The organism is Achromobacter mucicolens (assembly GCF_902859725.1).
Taxonomy (GTDB): domain Bacteria; phylum Pseudomonadota; class Gammaproteobacteria; order Burkholderiales; family Burkholderiaceae_B; genus Achromobacter; species Achromobacter mucicolens.
The window spans coordinates 53800-74482 of the sequence record NZ_CADIJP010000020.1; the positions used below are offsets into that span (position 1 = coordinate 53800).

Annotated in this window: 19 protein-coding genes; 5 read left to right on the plus strand and 14 right to left on the minus strand. The window is 66.0% G+C overall.

The genetic code is table 11. The annotated features are described in order from the left end of the window. Positions 1-7: 7 nt before the first annotated feature. The 8 genes from HV786_RS22265 to HV786_RS22300 form a co-directional block, all read right to left on the minus strand. On the minus strand, positions 8-841 hold the full coding sequence (locus HV786_RS22265) for a M55 family metallopeptidase (RefSeq protein ID WP_128828361.1): 834 nt from the start codon (positions 839-841) through the stop codon (positions 8-10). Positions 842-861: 20 nt separating this feature from the next. Beyond that, positions 862-1956, minus strand: a complete 1095-nt coding sequence (locus tag HV786_RS22270) for a DmpA family aminopeptidase (protein WP_175211877.1) — start codon at positions 1954-1956, stop codon at positions 862-864. Positions 1957-2101: 145 nt separating this feature from the next. Continuing rightward, positions 2102-3001, minus strand: coding sequence for a glutathione ABC transporter permease GsiD (gene gsiD / locus HV786_RS22275; RefSeq protein ID WP_056322031.1), 900 nt, complete (start codon positions 2999-3001; stop codon positions 2102-2104). Between the two features lie 7 nt (positions 3002-3008). Then, positions 3009-3929, minus strand: coding sequence for a glutathione ABC transporter permease GsiC (gsiC, locus tag HV786_RS22280; protein WP_056322028.1), 921 nt, complete (start codon positions 3927-3929; stop codon positions 3009-3011). A gap of 89 nt (positions 3930-4018) precedes the next feature. Then, positions 4019-5572 (minus strand): glutathione ABC transporter substrate-binding protein GsiB, encoded by a 1554-nt coding sequence (gene gsiB, locus HV786_RS22285; RefSeq protein WP_063955287.1) that lies wholly within the window; start codon positions 5570-5572, stop codon positions 4019-4021. A gap of 37 nt (positions 5573-5609) precedes the next feature. Continuing rightward, complete coding sequence (locus tag HV786_RS22290; protein ID WP_128827689.1) at positions 5610-7496, minus strand: dipeptide ABC transporter ATP-binding protein; 1887 nt, start codon at positions 7494-7496, stop codon at positions 5610-5612. Positions 7497-7542: 46 nt separating this feature from the next. Next, positions 7543-8523, minus strand: coding sequence for an isoaspartyl peptidase/L-asparaginase family protein (locus HV786_RS22295; RefSeq protein ID WP_063955283.1), 981 nt, complete (start codon positions 8521-8523; stop codon positions 7543-7545). Next, positions 8520-9395, minus strand: a complete 876-nt coding sequence (locus tag HV786_RS22300) for a MurR/RpiR family transcriptional regulator (protein WP_062840578.1) — start codon at positions 9393-9395, stop codon at positions 8520-8522. Before HV786_RS22300 ends, HV786_RS22295 begins: the two co-directional genes overlap by 4 nt. A 190-nt stretch (positions 9396-9585) precedes the next feature. Here HV786_RS22300 and HV786_RS22305 point away from each other — a divergent pair, with 190 nt between their 5' ends. After that, positions 9586-10047, plus strand: a complete 462-nt coding sequence (locus HV786_RS22305) for a GNAT family N-acetyltransferase (protein WP_128827687.1) — start codon at positions 9586-9588, stop codon at positions 10045-10047. Between the two features lie 126 nt (positions 10048-10173). Here HV786_RS22305 and HV786_RS22310 read toward each other — a convergent pair whose 3' ends face one another. The 3 genes from HV786_RS22310 to HV786_RS22320 form a co-directional block, all read right to left on the minus strand. Continuing rightward, complete coding sequence (locus tag HV786_RS22310) at positions 10174-10827, minus strand: CoA transferase subunit B (RefSeq protein ID WP_056322014.1); 654 nt, start codon at positions 10825-10827, stop codon at positions 10174-10176. 12 nt (positions 10828-10839) lie between these two features. Then, the gene (locus HV786_RS22315) at positions 10840-11538 is read right to left on the minus strand and encodes a CoA transferase subunit A (RefSeq protein WP_056322011.1); all 699 of its coding nucleotides are present in this window, start codon (positions 11536-11538) and stop codon (positions 10840-10842) included. Positions 11539-11823: 285 nt separating this feature from the next. Further along, a complete protein-coding gene (locus HV786_RS22320; protein WP_128827686.1) occupies positions 11824-12276 on the minus strand; it encodes an acyl-CoA thioesterase in 453 nt (150 codons plus the stop codon). A 110-nt stretch (positions 12277-12386) separates the two neighbouring features. Between HV786_RS22320 and HV786_RS22325 the strand changes: the two genes are divergently transcribed. The 4 genes from HV786_RS22325 (at position 12387) to HV786_RS22340 (ending at position 16533) form a co-directional block, all read left to right on the plus strand. After that, positions 12387-14033: an electron transfer flavoprotein-ubiquinone oxidoreductase gene (locus HV786_RS22325; RefSeq protein WP_056322006.1), complete on the plus strand. Its 1647-nt coding sequence runs from the start codon at positions 12387-12389 to the stop codon at positions 14031-14033. Between the two features lie 74 nt (positions 14034-14107). Further along, positions 14108-14959, plus strand: a complete 852-nt coding sequence (locus HV786_RS22330; RefSeq protein ID WP_175211879.1) for an NAD-dependent epimerase/dehydratase family protein — start codon at positions 14108-14110, stop codon at positions 14957-14959. A 72-nt stretch (positions 14960-15031) separates the two neighbouring features. Continuing rightward, complete coding sequence (locus tag HV786_RS22335) at positions 15032-16192, plus strand: cytochrome P450 (protein ID WP_175211880.1); 1161 nt, start codon at positions 15032-15034, stop codon at positions 16190-16192. Next, the gene (locus HV786_RS22340; protein WP_128827685.1) at positions 16189-16533 is read left to right on the plus strand and encodes an antibiotic biosynthesis monooxygenase family protein; all 345 of its coding nucleotides are present in this window, start codon (positions 16189-16191) and stop codon (positions 16531-16533) included. The genes HV786_RS22335 and HV786_RS22340 overlap by 4 nt, the downstream gene beginning before the upstream one ends. A gap of 36 nt (positions 16534-16569) precedes the next feature. Here the strand turns inward: HV786_RS22340 and ltaE are convergent, their stop codons facing one another. From ltaE to acs, 3 genes are all read right to left on the minus strand, one after another. After that, a complete protein-coding gene (ltaE, locus tag HV786_RS22345; RefSeq protein ID WP_128827684.1) occupies positions 16570-17580 on the minus strand; it encodes a low-specificity L-threonine aldolase in 1011 nt (336 codons plus the stop codon). Positions 17581-17620: 40 nt separating this feature from the next. Continuing rightward, complete coding sequence (locus HV786_RS22350) at positions 17621-18505, minus strand: DMT family transporter (RefSeq protein ID WP_472924690.1); 885 nt, start codon at positions 18503-18505, stop codon at positions 17621-17623. 130 nt (positions 18506-18635) lie between these two features. After that, the gene (gene acs, locus HV786_RS22355) at positions 18636-20615 is read right to left on the minus strand and encodes an acetate--CoA ligase (RefSeq protein WP_128827683.1); all 1980 of its coding nucleotides are present in this window, start codon (positions 20613-20615) and stop codon (positions 18636-18638) included. Positions 20616-20683: the final 68 nt, after the last annotated feature.

Genomic DNA, 20683 nt, shown 5'->3' on the forward strand with positions numbered 1-20683 from the left:
GGGATCCTTAGCGCAACATGAAAGACATGGCGGCCAGGCTGTTCAGCGTGCGGATGGCGGACTGCATGCTATCCGTGGTGAATCGCAAGGTGACGCCGTCCACGCGTTCGAGCGTGGGCCACATGCAGAACAGATCGGCGAGCGCCGAGCTCTGCGTCTGCAACCGGCATTCTATAGGCGCGGGAATGCGGAAAGGAACGGCTTTCTTGTCGCCGCCGCGCATGAAATTGCGCACCGCGGTTTCGGCAGCCGCGGCAATCGCGCGGCGCGAGGCGGCGGGCGACAACGTGATGCCGCTGCCCTGCCCGTGCGCAACCTTGGTCTGCACCCATTCGGCGCCCGGAAAGGTGTCGCGGGTTTCCTCGATGAACACGTCGTCGCCCGAGCCCAGGATGACGGGCACGCCCAACTCGCCGGCCAGCGCGCCGTACAGGCCCGCTTCGCCCAGCTCCATGCCGTTGATGACGACGCGCGCGAACGCGAAGCTGTTGATGGTGTGGGCCAGGATGCCGCGGCCTTGCGAGCGCGAGTGGTAGCCGATCATGAAGACGGCGTCGCACGCCTCTTCCAGCCCGCCCATCATGCCCAGGTAGCGCGGCTTGCCCAGCACCAGGCGAGCGCGCTCGTCCAGGCCATCGGGCAGCAGGTTGCGAAAGCCGCCGTGCGAATCGTTGACCAGAATCTCTTCGGCGCCGCCCGCGATGGCGCCCTGCACCGCCGCGTTGGCCTCGGCGGTCATCCAGGCGCGGGCCCGTTCGTACTCGCCGTTGCCGGCACGGACCTGCTCGGCATGGAAGACGCCGGCGACGCCTTCGATATCGGTGGAAATAAGGATCTTCATGAAAGGGGCCTTGAAAGTGTTCAGAGTTCGGTGTCGGACAGCCACTGGCGCCAATCGGGCGCGGCGTGGCGGATGCAATCGCGGTGGTTCCCGTCGCGCCCGGTCACGCTTTCGGCGTGCCACAGCGCGGCAATGATCGCCTGTTCGCAGGCTTCGGCGGCGGCCTCGAAGAGCGGATCGATGCGGGCCTCGTGCAACATGGCGATCGCGGGCATGGGCGACTCGGCCAGCTGCGGAATCGTGTATGCCGTCGAAAACGCCAGCGCAATGTCGCCGCTGCCGTGGCCGAACACCGAGCCGGTGCGCGCCAGCCCCGCGCCCGCGCGCAGCGACAGCCGGCGCAACTGCCGCGAATCGAGCGGCGCGTCGGTGGCCACCAGCAGGATGATCGATCCCTTCTCGGGCGCGATCACCGCGTTTTCGCCTTGCTGCGCCAGCTTGCCGTCAAGCTGGTCCGCCAGCCGGCGGCCAAACGGCCTGCCCGCCACCGTCAGGTTGGGCAAACGGCCAAAGTTGGAAAGCACCAGCGCGCCCACGGTGTACTGCGGTCCGTCCTTGATCCGCGCAACGCGCGAGGCCGAGCCGATGCCGCCCTTGAACGAAAAGCTGGACATGCCCCGGCCGGCGCCAACGGCGCCCTGCGCGAATCGCTTGCCGGCGGCGGTCAGCGCGTCGGCGTAATGCGATTCCTGGACCGCCATCGCCTGAATGTCGTTCAGAAAGCCGTCGTTGCACTCGAAGACCAGCGGATTCACGGTCGCCATGCCGCGGCCGATGCCGGGATTGGCCGCGACCGCGGCGCGGATCTGCGCATTGGCCACCGTGCCCACGCCGAACGTATTGGTCAGCGCGATCGGCGTTTCCAGCACGCCCAATTCCTGCACCTGAACCAGACCCGTGCTCTTGCCAAAGCCGTTCAGCACGGTGGCCGCGGCCGGCGTCTTGTCCAGGAAGGGATCGCCGCCATGCGGACACACGACGGTCACGCCCGTCTGCAGCGGGCCATCGGCCAGGGTGCAGTGGCCGACGGTGATCTCGCCCACGTCGCAGATCGAGTCCAGCGGGCCCGAGGGCAGTACGCCGATCCGCGGAATGTCCAGCGCTTGTTTGTCCATGTTCGTCTACGTGTCGCCACGCTCCAGAATGCAAAACGCCGCCACCCTGGGTCCGGGACACGCGCGGGGCAGCGCGTGGCGGACGGAGGCGGCGGCGGAAGAATCGCCCTCCACGCCGGCCTGGGCAATCAGGCCGGCGGCAGGTTTACTTGCGGTCGATCTTGGGATCGAGCGCGTCGCGCAGGCCGTCGCCCAGCAGGTTGAACGCCAGCACCGTCAGGAAGATGGCAAGCGCCGGGAAGATGGCGACGTGCGGTGCGATGACCATGTCGGCGCGCGCTTCGTTCAGCATCGCGCCCCACTCCGGCGTGGGAGGCGAAGCGCCCATGCCCAGGAACGACAGGCTGGCCGCAGTGATGATCGAGGTGCCGATCCGCATCGTGCCGTACACCACGATCGGCGAGATCGTGCCGGGCAGGATGTGGCGCATGATGATCGTCCAGTCGGACGCGCCCACGCTCTTGACGGCTTCGACGTACGTCATCTGCTTGATCGACAGCGTGTTGCCGCGCACCAGGCGGGCAAACGCAGGCACGCTGAACACGGCCACGGCCACGATCACGTTGACCATGCTGGAGCCCAGGATGGCGACCACGCCGATGGCCAGCAGCATGCCGGGAAATGCCAGCAGCACGTCGGAGATACGCATCGTGATGCGTTCCCACCAGCCTTCGTAGTAGCCGGCCATCAGGCCCATGAACGTGCCGACGATGGCGCCCATGGCGACCGACAGAAAGCCGGCGGCCAGCGAGATGCGCGCGCCCATGATGATGCGGCTGAAGATGTCGCGGCCCAGCGAATCCACGCCCAGCCAGTGAGCGAGGGACGGACCGGCGTTCAGCGCGTCGTAGTCGAAGAAGTTCTCAGGGTCGTACGGCACGATCCACGGCGCGAAGACCGCGACGATGACCAGCAGCAGGACGAAGAGGCCCGCGCCGACGGCAAGCTTCTGCTTCTTGAATTTGCGCCAGAACTCGGTGGCGGGCGTGCGCACGTCGTTCTTGGGAACGGCGGCGATGGTTGCGGCGGGTGTCGTATTGCTCATGGCCGCCTCACTTGTAACGGATGCTGGGATTGATGACGCCATACAGCACGTCGACAATCAGGTTGATCAGGATGAATTCCAGCGAGAACAGCAGCACGAGGCCCTGGATCACCGGATAGTCGCGCTGGGTCACGGCGTCCACCAGCAGGCGGCCAAGGCCCGGCCAGTTGAACACGGTCTCGACCACGATCGAGCCGCCCAGGAGGAAGCCGAACTGCAGGCCCATCATGGTCACGACGGGAATCAGCGCGTTGCGCAGCGCGTGCTTGATGATGACTCGGCGCTCGGACAGGCCCTTGGCGCGGGCCGTGCGCACGAAGTCCTCCTGCACGACTTCCACGAACGATGCCCGCGTGAAGCGCGCCATCACGGCAGCCACGGCGGCGCCCAGCGTGATGGAAGGAAGAATGTAGTGTTGCCAGGTCGAGGCGCCCACCGTGGGGAGCCAGCCGAGGTTCACCGAGAAAATCTGCATCAGCATCATGCCCAACGCGAACGCGGGGAACGAGATGCCGGACACCGCCAGCGTCATGCCAAGACGGTCGGGCCAGCGATTGCGCCATACCGCCGACACAATGCCGATGATCATGCCAAAGCCAACGGACCACACCATGCTCGCAAGGGTGAGCCACAAGGTGGGCATGAAACGGTCGGCGATTTCGGTCGAGACAGGGCGCTTGGTGCGCAGCGAGGTCCCGAGGTCGCCCTGCAGCATGTGGCTGAAGTAGCGCACGAACTGCTGCGGCAGGGGCAGATCCAGCCCAAGTTCCTTGCGCACGAGCTCGACGGTTTGCTGGTCGGCCTCGGGGCCAGCGGCCAGCCGCGCCGGGTCGCCCGGAAGCATGTGCACAAACAGGAACACGACCACCGCTACCAGCAGCAGCGTGGGGATCATGCCCAAAAGACGTTTGACGATGTAGGTCAGCATTGAAATTCCTGCAACATCGGCGGGGACACCGCGTCCCCGCCGTATGTGGCCTTACAAGGGCCCGAAGGCCCCGAGAGTTACTGCTTGGTTTACTGCTTCAGGTCGATGTCGCCGAACCAGAACGAGGTGTCCGGCTCCACGTACACGCCCGACAGGTTCTTCGACTTGACGTACAGGTTGTTCTGGGTCACCAGGAAGGCCCACGGGGCGTCCTTCCAGATGGTTTCCTGAACGTTCTTGTAGATCTCGGTCTTCTTCTCGCGGTCGGTCGTGGCCAGCGCTTGCTGGACGCCTTCGTCAACCGACTTGTTCGAGTAGTACGACACGTTGTTCAGCACCGGCGGGAACGCGGCGGTGGTCAGCAGCGGACGCAGGCCCCAGTCGGCTTCACCGGTCGAGGACGACCAGCCGGCGTAGTACATGCGGACCTTGGCGTCTTCAGGCTTTTGCACCTGTTGGACGCGCTGCACGCGCTGGCCGGATTCCAGAACTTCCACGGAAACCTTGATGCCGACCTGGGCGAGCTGCTGCTGCAGGAACTGAACGACCTTCACCGAGGTGCCGTCGTTATAGGCGGACCACAGCGTGCTTTCGAAGCCGTTGGGGTAGCCGGCTTCGGCCAGCAGGGCCTTGGCCTTCTTGATGTCGTAGGGCCATGCGCCGATCTTGTGCGCGTAGTCCACGCCTTGCGGCACGACGCCGTCGATGACGGTGGCGTAGCCCGAGAACGCGACCTTGGCCAGGGCGTCCTTGTTGATGGCGTAGTTGATGGCTTCACGCACCTTGACGTTGTCGAAAGGCTTTTGCTGCGTGTTCATCGACAGGTAGCGGGCCATGATCGAGTTCTTGTGATCGACCACGTCCAGCTTTTCGTTCTTCTTCAGCACGGCGGCCTGCTCGAACGGCACCGGGAAGGCGAAGTGCGCTTCACCCGTCTGCACCACGGCGGCGCGGGTGTTGTTGTCGGTGACGGTGCGGAAGGTCAGCGTGTCGACCTTCGGGTAGCCCTTCTTCCAGTAACCGTCGAACTTCTTGACCTTCAGGTATTCAGCCGGCTTCCATTCGACGAATTCGAACGGGCCCGTGCCGACCGGGTGAAAGCCGATTTCCTTGCCGTACTTGGCCAGAGCAGCGGGCGAGATCATCATGGCGGCCGGGTGGGCCAGCGCGTTGATGAAGGCCGAGAACGGCTTCTTCAGCGTGATCTTGACGGTCATCGGATCGACCACTTCGGTCTTCTCGATGACGCTGAACTGGATGTAACGCGACAGGCGGTTGTCCGGGTTGGCCGGACGATCGAAGTTGATCTTGACCGCTTCGGCGTTGAAGTCGGTGCCGTCGTGGAACTTCACGCCGGGACGCAGCTTGAACGTGTAGACCAGGCCGTCTTCGCTGACCGTGTAGTCGGTCGCCAGGACCTTCTGCACCTTCAGGTCCTTGTCGAACTCGAACAGGCCTTCGTAGTAGGCCTTGCCAGCCGCCTGGTTCAGCGTGCTGTTGGTGTTGTAGGGATCAAGCGTTTCCAGCGCGATGGAAACGGCGAACGTCACGTCCTTGGCGGCATGGGCCATCGGCGCGGCGAGCACGCCGAAGGCCAGCGCGGCAGCGGCCATCAGCTTGGTGGGGCGCAGAACTTTCATCATTGCAACTCCTGGTTCCAAAAAAAGGTCAACTACTGAGTCAATACGCGCCGCCGACGGGATGGCGGGCTACAAAATGATCCGTACCGACCTGCACCAGCGGCTGCACCACCGGTTCGTCGTTCAGTTTGCGGATCGGGCTGGGGATTTCATCGGACAGCAAGGTGCGCTTCATGTGACGGCGCGCCGGATCGGCGATCGGCACGGCCGACATCAGCTTCTTGGTGTAGGGATGCTGGGGATTCTCGAAGATCGCGCGGCGCGGACCGATCTCGACGATCTGGCCCAGGTACATCACCGCCACGCGGTGGCTGACGCGTTCGACCACGGCCATGTCGTGCGAGATGAACAGGAACGAGATGCCCATGTCGCGCTGCAGGTCGATCAGCAGGTTCACGATCTGCGCCTGGATCGACACGTCCAGCGCCGACACGGATTCGTCCGCGATCACGACCTTCGGATTCAGGGCCAGGGCGCGCGCAATGCAGATGCGCTGGCGCTGGCCGCCCGAGAACTCGTGCGGATAGCGCTGCGCCATTTCCGGCGGCATGCCCACGCGCTCGAGCAGTTCGGCGACGCGGCGCTCGGCATCCTTTCCCTTGGCCACGCCGTGCACCAGCAGCGGCTCCATGATCGAGAAGCCCACGGTCACGCGCGGATCGAGCGACGCGAATGGGTCCTGGAACACGAACTGGATGTCGCGGCGCAGGGACTGCAATTCGCTGTTCTTCAGGCGCACGATGTCGCGGCCGCCGAAGCGGATTTCGCCGCCCTGGCTTTCCACCAGGCGCAGCAGCGAGCGGCCGGTCGTGGACTTGCCGCAACCGGACTCGCCGACCAGCGACAGGGTCTCGCCCGGGTACAGATCGAAGCTGACCTTTTCCACGGCGTGCACGCGGCGCTGGACGCGGCTCATGATGCCGCCGCGCAAGTCAAAGCGCGTCACCAGGTTGCGCACGCTCAGGATGGGCTCGCGCTTGCCGGCGGGCACTTCCTGCGTGCTGACGGCGCCGGCCTCGGCCACGGGCTGGGCCTTGCCATCGACCTGCAGCAGCGGGAAGCGCGCGGGCAGGTCCGTGCCCTGCATTGCGCCCAGCTTGGGCACCGCCGACAGCAGCGCCTTGGTGTAGCTGTGCTGGGGCGCGGCAAACACGCGGTCCGACGGGCCTTCCTCGACCTTGTCGCCGCGGAACATGACCAGCACGCGGTCGGCCACTTCGGCCACCACGCCCATGTCGTGGGTGATGAACACCACGCCCATGTGCATTTCATCTTGAAGCTGACGGATGAGCTGCAGGATCTGGGCCTGGATCGTCACGTCCAGCGCGGTGGTCGGTTCGTCGGCGATCAGCAGCGCCGGCTTGCAGGCCAGCGCCATGGCGATCATGACGCGCTGGCGCATGCCGCCCGACAGTTGATGGGGATAGCGGTCCAGCACCGACTTGGCTTCGGGAATGCGGACCTGTTCCAGCATGCGCAGCGCTTCGGCGCGCGCCGAGGCGCCATCCATGCCCTGGTGCTCGCGGATCGATTCGGCGATCTGGTCGCCGGCCGTGAACACCGGATTCAAGGAGGTCATCGGCTCCTGGAAAATCATGGCCATGTCGGCGCCGCGCACATCGCGCATCACGCGCTGGCTGGCATTGGCCAGGTCGATCACGGAGCCGTTGCGCCGGCGCAAGGCCATGCAGCCCTGGGCGATGCGGCCACCGCCATGTTCCACCAGACGCATCAGCGCCAGCGACGTCACTGACTTGCCCGAACCCGATTCGCCCACGATGGCCAGGGTCTCGCCCCGGTCCACATGAAACGACAGATTGCGCACGGCTTCGACCGTGCGCTCGGAACCCACGAAGCGCACCGTCAGGTCGTCGACCTGGACCACGCGGTTATCCGGCAGCGCCAGGCTGTTTGCGCGATCAACCATCTCTTCTCATTCCCAAAATAAACCTACTGATCCAAACCGCCGCCGCTCATCGGTAGATGGCGGTTACCGGCTTCTCGCCTACGCGGGCGTAACCCCGGTACATGCCTTCCGTGTTGAACGGCAAGGCCACATTGCCCTGGGCGTCGACGGCCACCAGGCCGCCTTTGCCGCCGATGGTGGGCAGTTTTTCCATTACGACGCGGTCCGCCGCCGCTTCCAGCGAGGCGCCGCAGTATTCCATCTGGGCGGCCACGTCGTACGCGGCAACCATGCGGATGAACATTTCGCCCGTGCCCGTGGTGGACACGGCGCAGGTCTTGTTGCTGGCATAGGTGCCGGCCCCGATCAGAGGCGCATCGCCCACACGGCCGACCTGCTTGTTGGTGATGCCGCCGGTGGAGGTGGCGGCGGCCAGGTTGCCCTGCGCATCGACGGCCACTGCGCCCACGGTGCCGAACTTCTTGTCGGCGTCCAGCGGATCGGCGGGCGCGGGCTGGCCGCGCGCGACCATGGCCTGGCCGTCGTGATCCAGCACGGCGGCGTCCGGCGTTTCGCGCTGCACGCGCAGCAGCTGCTCGCGGCGGGCTTCGGTCGAGAAGTACGACGGGTCGACGAGTTCCACGCCTTCCTGGGTGGCGAACGCTTCAGCGCCCTCGCCCACGAAGAACACGTGCTTGCTGTTTTCCATGACCTTGCGCGCGGCAAAGATCGGATTGCGCACGCGGTTCACGTTGGCGATGGCGCCGGAACGCAGCGTGGCGCCGTCCATGATGGCGGCGTCCAGTTCATGAGTGCCGGCACTGGTGAACACAGCGCCGTGGCCGGCGTTGAACAGGGGGCAATCTTCGAGCAGGCGCACGGCCTCGGTGACGGCGTCCAGGGCGCTGCCGCCCTTGGCCAGCACGGCCTGGCCGGCGGTCAGGATCGACTCCAGCGCCGCGAGGTATTCCTGTTCTTTCTCGGCAGACATGGCCGCGCGGGACATCGCGCCGGCGCCACCGTGAATGGCAATCACGGGTTGAATCATCGTTTACCTACTCCATGGATGAGCCACGGCATCACGGACTGGGTCACCCCAGCGGCGGCCGCAACGGAATTCTTGGCCCGATAGGCCACCGCCGCGGACAGGGCTTCAATGAGCCCCAACGCGGCGGTTTCGGAATTGGGAATGAGCTGGCGCGCCGAAAAGGCGTACAGCACGACGGACGCCGTGGGCGCCAGCGGCGAGGTGGGCTTGTCCGTCAGCACCAGCACCGGCACCCCGGCCTGCTTGGCCGCGCCGGCCAGCGTCACGGTATCGGCCAGGTAACGCGGAAAACCGATGGCGATCACCAGATCGTTGCTGGTCATGCGCGACATCTGACGCGCCGCGTGCGACACGCCGCCGGGACCGGCCAGCGATTCGACCGAATGCAGGTGCATGCACAGGCCGCGCTGCAAGAGGCCTGCGAGAAACCCGCTGGCGCCGAAACCGATGATGAAGACGCGCTCGGCGGCCAGGATGGCGTCGACCGCCTGTTCACAGGCAGCGGAATCCAACGCCTGCAGGTTGCGCTGCGCGTTGCGGATGTCTTCTTCGAGGGTTGCGGCAAAGATCTGGACGGCGCTGGCCGAGTGCGCCAGCTCGGTGCGCAGCTTCTCGACGGGCTCAAGCGCCGCTTCGAAGCCGCGGGCCAGTTCGGCGCGGAACTGCGGATAGCCCGGCAGGTCCAGGGCGCGCGCAAACCGGTTGGCCGTGGCGACCGACACGCCCACCGCCGCCGCGAACTCATCGATGGTCATGGTGGCGACGCGGAACTGGTGCGCCAGCACGTACTCGGCCATCTTGTGCTGGGTCCGGCTCAGCGCGGGCTGGGCCCGGGCGATCCGATCAGCGATCGTAATGGCGGACTTGGTCATCGAACAGCGTGGTGGAAATCAGGCGGCGGGTTTATGTAAATCTGTTTACACACAAATTTTAGTTAAGAAAATAGATTTTCATACTAAGGGTATACCCGTGAATAGATGTAACAATCGAGCCTGAAAATCGGGGCCGGTTTGCGTTACGCTTGTTGCCCTGATTTCTGTCCCGCTATCTGGAATGACCCGAATGACGCCCGTTTGGACCTGCAAGCCCCACGCAAACCTGACCCCTGACGAGCTCTACGCCATCCTGCGGCTGCGCTCGGAGGTATTCGTGGTGGAACAGAACTGCGTGTTTCTCGACATGGACGGCAAGGACCTGCAAGGGCAGACCGAGCATCTGATGGCCTGGCACGATGGCGAACTGGTGGCGTATTGCCGCCTGCTGGAGCCGGCCCTGAACGACGGCCGCGCCGTCATCGGCCGCGTGATCACCGCCCCCGCCGCCCGCGGCACGGGCCTGGGCCACGAACTCATGCGCCGCGCCAAGGAAGAAGTGCAGCGTTTGTGGCCGGATCAGCCGGTGTACCTGGGCGCGCAGGCGCGATTGAAGGGTTATTACGGCGGCCACGGCTTCGTGCCGGTCACCGAGGAATACATGGAAGACGGCATCCCGCATGTGGGGATGCTGTTGCAGGAGACGGCGTAGCGCGCGGCGCCCTCCTCTGCGTCAAGCAGGAACAAAAAAAGCGCCCGTCTTGAACGGGCGCTTTGATTTTGGCTGCCGGCGGCCGGCATCATCAGCCGGCCTGACCAGCCTGGCGTTCAGCAAGCGTTACTGCACCGCAGACACGTCCAGCTTCGCCGCCGTCTTGGACTTGATCTCGTCCACCGTCACGCCGGGCGCCGTTTCCAGCAGCTTCAGGCCGTTTTCGGTGACTTCCATCACCCCCAGGTCGGTGATGATGAGATCGACCACACCCACACCGGTCAGCGGCAGGTTGCACTCGGGCAGCAGCTTGATGTCCTCGGTGCCGTCCTTTTTCTTGGCCACGTGTTCCATCAGCACGACCACGCGGCCGACGCCGGCCACCAGGTCCATCGCGCCGCCCATGCCCTTGACCATCTTGCCCGGGATCATCCAGTTGGCCAGATCGCCCTTCTCGGAGACCTGCATCGCGCCCAGGATCGCCAGGTTGATCTTGCCGCCGCGGATCATCGCGAACGAGTCGGCCGACGAGAAGATCGAGGAGCCGGGCAGCGTCGTGACGGTCTGCTTGCCGGCGTTGATGAGGTCTGCGTCGACCTGATCGTCGGTGGGGAACGGGCCGATGCCCAGCAGGCCGTTTTCGGATTGGAGCCACACTTCCACGCCCGCGGGGACGTGGTTGGCAACCAGCGTGGGCAGGCCGATGCCCAGGTTCACATAAAAGCCGTCTTGCAGCTCGCGCGCGGCGCGCGCCGCCATTTCATCGCGGGACCATGCCATGTCGTCTTCTCCTTAGGCCGGGCGAGTGGTGCGTTGTTCGATGCGCTTTTCGGGCGTGGCGTTCAGCACGATCCGTTGCACATAGATGCCGGGCAGGTGGATCTGATCCGGGTCCAGGCTGCCGGTGTCGACGATTTCCTCGACTTCGACCACCGTGAACTTGCCCGCCATGGCGACGTTCGGATTGAAATTGCGGGCCGTCTTGCGAAACACCAGGTTGCCGCTGCGGTCGGCGATGTGCGCCTTGACCAGCGACACGTCCGGCACCAGCGAGCGTTCCATCACGTACTGCTGGCCGTCGAACTCACGGATTTCCTTGCCCTCGGCCACGATGGTGCCCACGCCGGTCCGGGTGAAGAACGCCGGAATGCCAGCGCCGCCGGCACGCAGCTTTTCGGCCAGCGTGCCCTGCGGCGTGAATTCAAGCTCGAGTTCGCCCGACAGGTATTGGCGTTCGAATTCCTTGTTCTCGCCCACATAGGACGCGATCATCTTGCGCACCTGGCGCGTGTTGAGCAACTGGCCCAGGCCAAACCCATCGACGCCCGCGTTGTTGCTGATGCAGGTGAGATCCTTGACGCCCGAATCGCGCAGCGCGGCGATCAGCGCCTCGGGAATACCGCACAGGCCGAAACCGCCCACGGCGATCATCTGACCGTCCTTGACGATGCCTGCCAGCGCCTCCTGGGCGCTTGCATAAACCTTGTCCATCGCTCCAACTCCTAGTTAAGGTCTAACCAAAGTGAGCCCGCCCCGCCGCTACCCGCGCACGGGTCCCGGAAAAATTGGGGAATCGGGACAAGCCCAGTCGTTCCTTGGGGCGCGGCTGTTGGCGCCCGCTACCCGGGCATCGCGGCGAGGCCCGATTTCCGTGAAGCGGCGGCGCCGAGGGTGGCGCGCCCTCATTGCTTTTCTGATTTTGCGCTAGATTTTACCGGCATGACCGGCCAAAGCACGCGCTATTTTGGCCGGTGCGCGGCCCGCGGCCGCGCGCGCTTACTCAGCCGGCGTGAACTGCGTGGCCATCTGCGCCAGGACTTCGGGCGGCCACGGTGCGGACGCATTGGCCACGTAATCCATCCAGACCAGCACATTGCGGCCGCGCGCATAGGGGCCTGCGTCGTCGCCGACCTTCTCGAGCAGCAGTTCGAATTCGGCGCTGGAGCGGCCGATGCGCGTTACCTTGTGCGTCACGCGCACGGTGGCAGGATAGGTCAGCGGACGCAGGAAATCGCACGACGCATGCGCCAGGATCGCGCCATCGTCGGCCGGCAGCTTGAAGCCCGCGTTATACAGAATCTGCATGCGGGCCTCTTCCATGAGGCGGAAATACAGCGTGTTGTTCAGATGGTTCAAGGCGTCTGAATCGCCCCAGCGCAAAGGCAATTCGAGCTGATGGGTGTCGCCCACCGATAGCAGCCGCGCAGACAGATTGTCCGGGTTCACCAATAACTCCTGAAGGCTGAAAGAAATGCGAAGGCATACAGGACCCTCGCCTGCAATACAATCGCCGATAATACTTCCAGCCATATATGGAATACATACGGGGAGCTTTGCAAATGTCTGAACGCGAGTCGATGGAATATGACGTGGTCGTGGTTGGCGGTGGTCCCGCCGGCCTGGCCACAGCAATCCGTCTGAAGCAGCTGGCCGCTGAGAAGAATCAGGAGATTGGCGTCTGCGTACTTGAGAAGGGTGCGGAACTGGGCGCGCACATCCTGTCCGGCGCCGTGATGGACCCGCTGGCGCTGACCGAGCTCATTCCCGACTGGAAGGAAAAGGGCGCGCCGCTGAACGTGGCCGTCACGCAGGACAAGTTCCTGTTCCTGTCCGAGACCGGCGCGCGCGCCACGCCCAACTGGCTGCTGCCCCCCTGCTTTCACAACGAAGGCAACTACATCGTCCGACTGGGCGACGTCGTCAAGTGGATGGGCGAGCAGGCCGAAGCGCTGGGCGTGGACATCTTCCCCGGCTTTGCGGCCGTCGAAGTGCTGTACGACGAGAACGGCGCCGTCCGCGGCGTGGCCACGGGCGACATGGGCGTGGCACGCGACGGCAGCCACACCGACCACTATCAGCCGGGCATGGAATTGCACGCCCGCTACACCGTGTTCAGCGAAGGCTCGCGCGGCCAGCTCGGCCGCCAGCTCATCGAGCGCTTCAAGCTGGATGACGGCCGCAATCCGCAGTCGTACGGCATCGGCATCAAGGAAATGTGGGAAGTCGATCCGGCCCAGTCCAAGCCCGGCCTGGTGATCCACACTGCCGGCTGGCCGCTGGATTCGGACACGTACGGCGGCTCTTTCCTCTATCACCTGGACAACAACCTCGTCGCCGTGGGCATGATCGTCGGCCTGGATTACGCCAATCCGTGGCTGTCGCCCTTCGATGAGTTCCAGCGCTACAAGACGCACCCCGCCATCCGCGGCACGTTCGAAGGCGGCAAGCGCATCGCCTACGGCGCCCGCGCCATCACGGCGGGCGGCCTGCTGGCGCTGCCCAAGCTCACGTTCCCGGGCGGCGTGCTGGTCGGCTGCGAAGCTGGTTTCCTGAATGCCTCGCGCATCAAGGGCAGCCACGCCGCCATCAAGTCGGGCAAGCTGGCCGCCGAGGCCGCGTTCGACGCCCTGGTTGCGGACCGCCGCCAGGACGAACTGACCGCATACCCCAAGGCCTTCGAGGCCTCGTGGCTGCACGCGGAATTGAACAAGGCGCGCAATTTCAAGCAGTGGTTCAAGAAGGGCCGCACGGTCGCCACGCTGATGACCGGCATCGAGCAACTGCTGCTCAAGGGCAAGATGCCCTGGACGCTGCGCCATAACAAGCCCGACCACGCCTGTCTGCAGCCCGCGTCGCAATGCGCGCGTATCGACTATCCCAAGCCCGACGGCAAGCTCACGTTCGACAAGCTGAGTTCGGTGTTCATCTCCAACACCAACCACGACGAGAACGAACCCGTCCACCTGACCCTCAAGGATCCGTCCGTGCCGGTGAAGGTGAACCTGGCCAAGTACGGCGGTCCCGAGTCGCGCTATTGTCCGGCCGGCGTGTACGAGTTCGTCAAGGACGACCACGGCGACGACCGTCTGCAGATCAACGCGCAGAACTGTGTGCATTGCAAGACCTGCGACATCAAGGACCCCACGCAGAACATCGTCTGGGTGGCGCCGCAAGGCGGCGAAGGGCCGGTCTACAGCGGCATGTGATACCCCGGGCGCATTGCGCCCACCCGAAAGGCGCCCCGCGGGGCGCCTTTTTTCCGACTGCCTGGAGCGACACCATGCGCGAACGCGTACTTCTCATCGGCTGCGGCGACCTGGGCCAGCGCGCGGCGCAACGCTTTCTGGCGCGCGGCGACGAGGTCCATGCCCTGCGCCGCCATCCCCCCGCCGGCGACACAAGCGGCATCCAGTGGCTGCAGGGCGACATCACCCGCCCCGACACGCTGAACGCGCTGCCGCAAGGCGTGACCCGGCTCATCCACCTGCCCTCGCCCGGCGCGCGCGATCCGCAAGCCTACCGCGGCGTGTTCGTCGATGGGCTGGCTAACGTGCTGAACGCGCTGGATCGATCGCAGCTCAAGCGCATCGTGTTCGTCTCGTCCAGCGCGGTGTATGGCGAGCATCATGGCGCCTGGGTGGACGAGGACACGCCGCCCGCTCCGCAAGGCTTCAACGGCCGCGTGCTGCTCGAAGCCGAAGCTGCGCTGGCGGCGCAGCCGGTCTCGTCAACGGCATTGCGGCTGGCGGGCCTGTATGGGCCCGGCCGCATGCAGCTCATCGAGCGGCTGCGCAGCGGCGCGGCCGGCGCGCCGGTCCAGCCCGAACATTGGGCCAACCGCATCCACATCGACGACGCGGCAGCCGCGGTGGTGCATCTGGCGCTGCTGCCGCAGGTCGCGCCGGTGTACGTGGGCTGCGACGACACGCCCCTGCCGCTGCACACGCTGTATGCCGAACTGGCCGCGCTGATTGGCGCCCCCGCGCCGCGCGAGGCGCCCGCGCCGGCCAACGTGGGCAGCAAGAAGCTCAGCAATGCCCGGTTGCGCGCCAGCGGCCTGTCGCTGCAATGGCCGGACTCGCGTCAAGGCTACGCCGCCCTGCTGGCTGAGGACGGCGCTTCGCAGGCATAGTTCGGCCCTCGCCGAATCGTTGCCGACGGCGCGGGCGGATACTGGTGGCCGTCTCCACTGCCCGCCGTCACCATGCCGCCCGCCCACCCCCTGGCCGCCATCACACACCCCGATCCGTATCCCTACTATGCCGAGCTGACGCGCAAGCGTCCGCTGTACCGGGATACGGCACTGGGCATGTGGATCGCCTCGCATCCCGACACCATCGCGACCATCCTGCGGCATCCCGGCGCACAGGTGCGTCCCGCGGATGAGCCCGTGCCGCGCGGCTTGTGCCCAGGTCCTGCAGGAGACCTGTTCGGCCGGTTCGTGCGCATGAACGACGGCGCGGCGCATGCGCGCCTGAAGCCGTTGCTGACGGCGTTCATCGCGCGCCGGGCGTCGGAACAGTTGAAAGCGCATCACGACGGACCATCGCCCCGCCTGCCGCAGCAACCAGCCGTCCTGGCCTCGCAGGATTGGCTGGCCGCCGCGCCGCGCGACCCCGCCGCCGTCGACCGCTATCTGTACACGGCCCCCGTGCACGCGCAGGCGGCGTTCCTGGGACTATCCAAAGCCGTCCATGCGGATTGCGCGGCCGATATCGCCGCTTTCCTTTCCGCCCTGCCCGCCGATGCGGGCGCAGACCGGACCTCGGCGGGCCACGCCGCCGCCGCGCGCCTGCAAGCCCGCATGCAGGCACATCTGGCGGGACCCGAGGCCTCACCGGCGCTAAGCGCATTGCATGCAGACGCGCTGCAAGCGGGCATCGCGCCCGAACAGCTGGCCGCCAACCTGGCGGGCCTGCTGTTCCAATCTTGCGAAGCGGGCGCGGGACTGCTGGGCAATGCGCTCATCATGGCCGGCCGGCGCGGCGCGGCGTGCGTGCAGACACGCGAGGATGCCCTGTGCCTGATCGACGACACCGTGCGCCGCGATCCGCCCGTGCACAACACGCGGCGGTTCATGGCCGCGCCGCTTGATGTTGGCGGACAGCGCATCGAAGCCGGCCAGACCGTCCTGCTGGTGCTCGCCGCCGCCGCCATGATCGAACCCGAGGCGGGATGGATCTTTGGCGCGCACCGCCATGCCTGCCCGGGCGCGTCGCTGGCGCGACGCCATGCAGCCGATGCGCTGCTGCACGTGTTGCGGCAGGGCATGGACACTGCCGCGCTGGCGGCGCGCTTTCGCTATCGTCCGCGGCCCAACGCCCGCGTGCCCCAATTTGATTTTCCCGAGGACCACAACCGATGATTGCCGTGATATTCGAAGTCGAGCCCGCCCATGGCGACCCCGTCCCATACCTGGACATCGCCGCCGGCCTGATCGATGAACTGCGCACCGTGGACGGATTCATTTCCGTCGAACGCTTTCAGAGCCTGTCCACGCCAGGCAAGCTGCTGTCGCTGTCATTCTGGCGCGACGAGGCGGCAGTCAAGCGCTGGCGCTCGCTGGAATCGCACCGTCGCGCCCAGCAGGCCGGGCGCGGCGGGGTGTTTCAGAACTACCGCCTGCGCGTTGCGCAGGTGCTGCGCGACTACGGCATGCAGGAGCGGGACGAGGCGCCCGCCGACAGCCGCCAGCGCCACGGCTAAATACTGCCGGGACGCCATCCCTTTGCCCCCGACCGCCTACCGCAGCAGACGGCCCACCGTCTCGACCACGCGCCGCACGTCCTCGGCCGACACGTCCAGGTGCGTCACCAGGCGGGTCGGACCGCCGTAGACGGCGCGCATCAGGATGCCTTCCTTGCCCAGCGCTTCGGTCAGCGCGTCGCAGCGCGACGGCTCGAACCGCGCGAACACCATGTTGGTGTCCTGGCTCAGCACGTCCACGCCCGGGATGGCGCGCAGGCCTTCGGCCAACAGGCGCGCATTGTCGTGATCCTGGGCCAGCCGTTGCACGTTGTGCTCCAGCGCGTACAGGCACGCGGCAGCCAGCACGCCCGCCTGGCGCAGCCCGCCGCCCAGCATCTTGCGCCAGCGATGGGCGCGTTCGATCAGTTCCTTGCTGCCGACCAGCACAGACCCGATCGGCGCGCCCAATCCCTTGGAAAAGCAGATGGACACCGTATCGAAGGGCGCGCAAAGCTCAGCCACGGGCTTGCCGCTTGCGACCGCCGCATTGAACACGCGCGCGCCGTCCAGGTGCGTGCCAAGCCCTTGCTCGCGCGCCCACGACGTGGCGGCCTGGATGTAGGCGGCCGGGATCAGCTTGCCGTGAAAGGTGTTCTCCAGCGCCAGCAGACGCGTGCGCGCAAAGTGCGGATCGCCTTTGGGCTTGACGGCCGCGGCCAGCTTTTCCAGCGGCAGCGATCCGTCGGGCGCGTGCTCGATGGGTTGCGGCTGGATGCTGCCCAGCACCGCCGCGCCGCCGCCTTCGTATTTGTAGGTGTGCGCCAGTTGGCCGACCAGATACTCGTCGCCCCGCTCGCAATGCGCCATGAGCGCGGCCAGGTTGCTTTGCGTGCCCGACGGAAAGAACAGGCCGGCAGCCTTGCCGGTGCGCTCGGCCAGGGTTTTTTGCAGGCGGATCACGGTGGGGTCGTCGCCCATCACGTCGTCGCCCACGGGGGCAGTGGCCATCGCCTGCAACATGGCGGCGCCGGGGCGGGTGACGGTATCGCTACGCAGATCAATCATGAAGGTTCCAGGAAAACAGGGAAACGGGAATTCGGAAGGGTCAATCGGCTTTCGCTGCCGGCGCCGCGCGGCTGACGACAAAAATGCCCGCCAGGATCAGCACCATGCCGCCCAGCTCGACCGGCGTGGGCCGCTCGGACAGGAACGCCCAGGCCAGCAGCATGGCCACAACCGGCACACCGAGGCTGGACAGGCCGGCGATCGACGCGGGCACGCGGCGCACGACCTGCAGCCACAGCAGCCAGCCTGCCGCGGTGGCGATCAGCACAATGTATGTCATGCCGGCCCAAAGCTGCCAACCCCATTGGGCGGTCATCTGCGGCACCAGCCAGGCCACTGGTGTCATGACCAGGCCGCCGAACAGCATCTGCCAGGCGGTGAACGTCATCACATCCGGCGCATGGCGGTCGAACATGCGCTTGGACAACACCGTGCCCACGCCCCAGCACAGGCCGCTGCCCAGGCCCAGCAGCACGGGCCGGATGTCGCCCAGGCCGTTCCAGGGCTCGACGAAACAGACCAGGCCGACAGCAGCCAGCGCGATGCCGGCCGCGTGCCGGGCAGTGGGCCGCTCGCCCAGCAGCCACCAGGCAAACAGCACCACCCAGAACGGCATGGTGTAGGCCATGAGCGACACCTTGCCCACCCCGCCGTCCACCAGCGCGGTCTGCACGAAGCCCTGGAATCCCGCGGTCTGCGTCAGGCCGATCAAGAGGGTCAGTTTCCACGGCGGCATCGACAGCGGCCGGCGCGTTGCGATCGCCAGCGCGAAGAGCACCAGGCTGCCCACCACGTAGCGCAGCGCCACGAAGTCGAAGGGGCCGATGTAGGGGACGATCAGCTTCATCGCGATCCAGCTACCGGCCCAGACCAGGATGGTGCTGAACATCAGGGCAAGCCCTGCGCGATCGAAACTGCTGCTCACGGGTGTGGCTCCATGCGTGGGGATCTGGCGATCAGGAATGAAGACGCCCGTGCCGCAACATGCCGGCACGGGCGTCTTCATTATGCGCCTGTCGCGATGCTAATGGCCGGTGGGATCCGGCCCGATGCGTTTAGAGCGGCTTGGAGAGCTGCTCCAGGATGGCGGGGTTCTCCAGCGTCGAGACGTCCTGCGTCACTTCCTCGCCCTTGGCTACCACGCGCAAGAGGCGGCGCATGATCTTGCCCGAACGCGTCTTGGGCAGGTTGTCGCCAAAGCGGATGTCCTTGGGCTTGGCGATGGGGCCGATCTCGCGGGCCACCCAGTCGCGCAATTGCTTGGCGATGGCCTGAGCCTCCTCGCCCTCCGGACGCGAACGCTTGAGCACCACGAAGGCCACCACGGCCTCGCCGGTCGTGTCGTCGGGACGGCCCACGACGGCGGCCTCGGCCACCATTTCGTGCGCCACGAGCGCCGATTCGACTTCCATCGTGCCCAGGCGGTGGCCCGACACGTTCAGCACGTCGTCGATGCGGCCCATGATCCAGAAGTAGCCGTCCGCATCGCGCTGCGCGCCATCGCCCGCCAGGTAATAGCCGCGCAGTTCAGGCGGGAAGTAGCTTTTCTTGAAGCGCTCCGGGTCGCCCCAGATGTTGCGGATCATGGCGGGCCACGGACGCTTGATGACCAGGAATCCGCCATTGCCCTTTTCGACGTCGCCGCCGGTTTCATCGACGATGGCCGCGGCAATGCCCGGCAGGGGCAGCGTGCACGAGCCCGGCTTGGTGGGCGTGGCGCCCGGCAGCGGCGTGATCATGTGGCCGCCGGTCTCGGTCTGCCACCAGGTGTCCACGATGGGGCAGCGTTCGCGGCCCACGTTCTTGTGATACCAGATCCACGCCTCGGGATTGATGGGCTCACCCACCGTGCCGATGATGCGCAACGAGTCCAGGTCGAAGTTCTTGGGGTGCGCTTCCGGCGTGGCCTCGGCAGCCTTGATCAGCGAACGGATCGCGGTGGGCGCGGTGTAGAACGTGGTGACCTTGTGGCGCGCGATCATGTCCCAGAAGCGACCGGCGTTCGGATAGGTGGGCACGCCTTCAAAGACGATCTGCGTCAGGCCGGCGGCCAGCGGACCGTACGTGATGTACGTGTGGCCGGTGACCCAACCCACGTCCGCGGTGCACCAGTAGACGTCGTCCTTGCGCGCGTCGAAGGTCCATTTGACCGTCAGCAGCGCCCACAACAGGTAGCCGGCGGACGAATGCTGCACGCCCTTGGGCTTGCCGGTCGAACCGGAGGTGTACAGGATGAAGAGCGGGTGCTCGGCATTGACCGGAACCGGCTCGCAGGTGTCGGGCTGGCCGTCCTCGACCTCGTGCATCCAGAGGTCGCGGCTGTCGTTCCATTGCACCTTGCCGCCCGTGCGGCGGTACACGACGACCTTCTTGACGGCCTCGCAGCCGCCCATGGCGATGGCCTCTTCGACGGCGGGCTTGAGCGGGATGGTCTTGCCGCCGCGCACCTGCTCGTCGGCGGTGATGATGAGCGAGGCGCCCACGTCGACGATGCGCTCCTGCAGGCTCTTGGCCGAGAAGCCGCCGAACACCACCGAGTGCGTCACCCCCAGGCGCGCGCAGGCCTGCATGGCCACCACGGCTTCGATGGACATGGGCATGTAGATGATGGCGCGGTCGCCCTTCTTGTAGCCCAGCGCCGCCAGCCCGTTGGCGAAGCGGCACACGCGCGCCAGCAGTTCACGGTAGGTCACCTTGTTGACCTTGCCGTCGTCGGATTCGAAGATGATGGCGGTCTTGTCGGCGTTGCCGTTGGTCAGGTGGACGTCCAGGCAGTTGGCCGAGACGTTCAGTTCGCCATCGCCGAACCAGCGGTAGAAAGGCGCGTCGGATTCGTCCAGGACCTGCGTGAACGGCTTGGTCCATTGCAGATTGTCGCGGGCCTGGCCGGCCCAGAATCCGTCGAAGTCGTTCTCGACCTGCGCGCACAGCGCGTTGTAGGCGTCCATGCTGGGAATCGCGGCGCCCTGCGCGGCGCGCTCGGGCGGCGGAAACACGCGGTTTTCCACCAGGACGGACTGAATAGCGTTCGACATGATCTTGTCTCCAAACGGTGATTCTGTTGTTTATGCTGCTTTTTTATTACCCACCTGCAACCGTATCG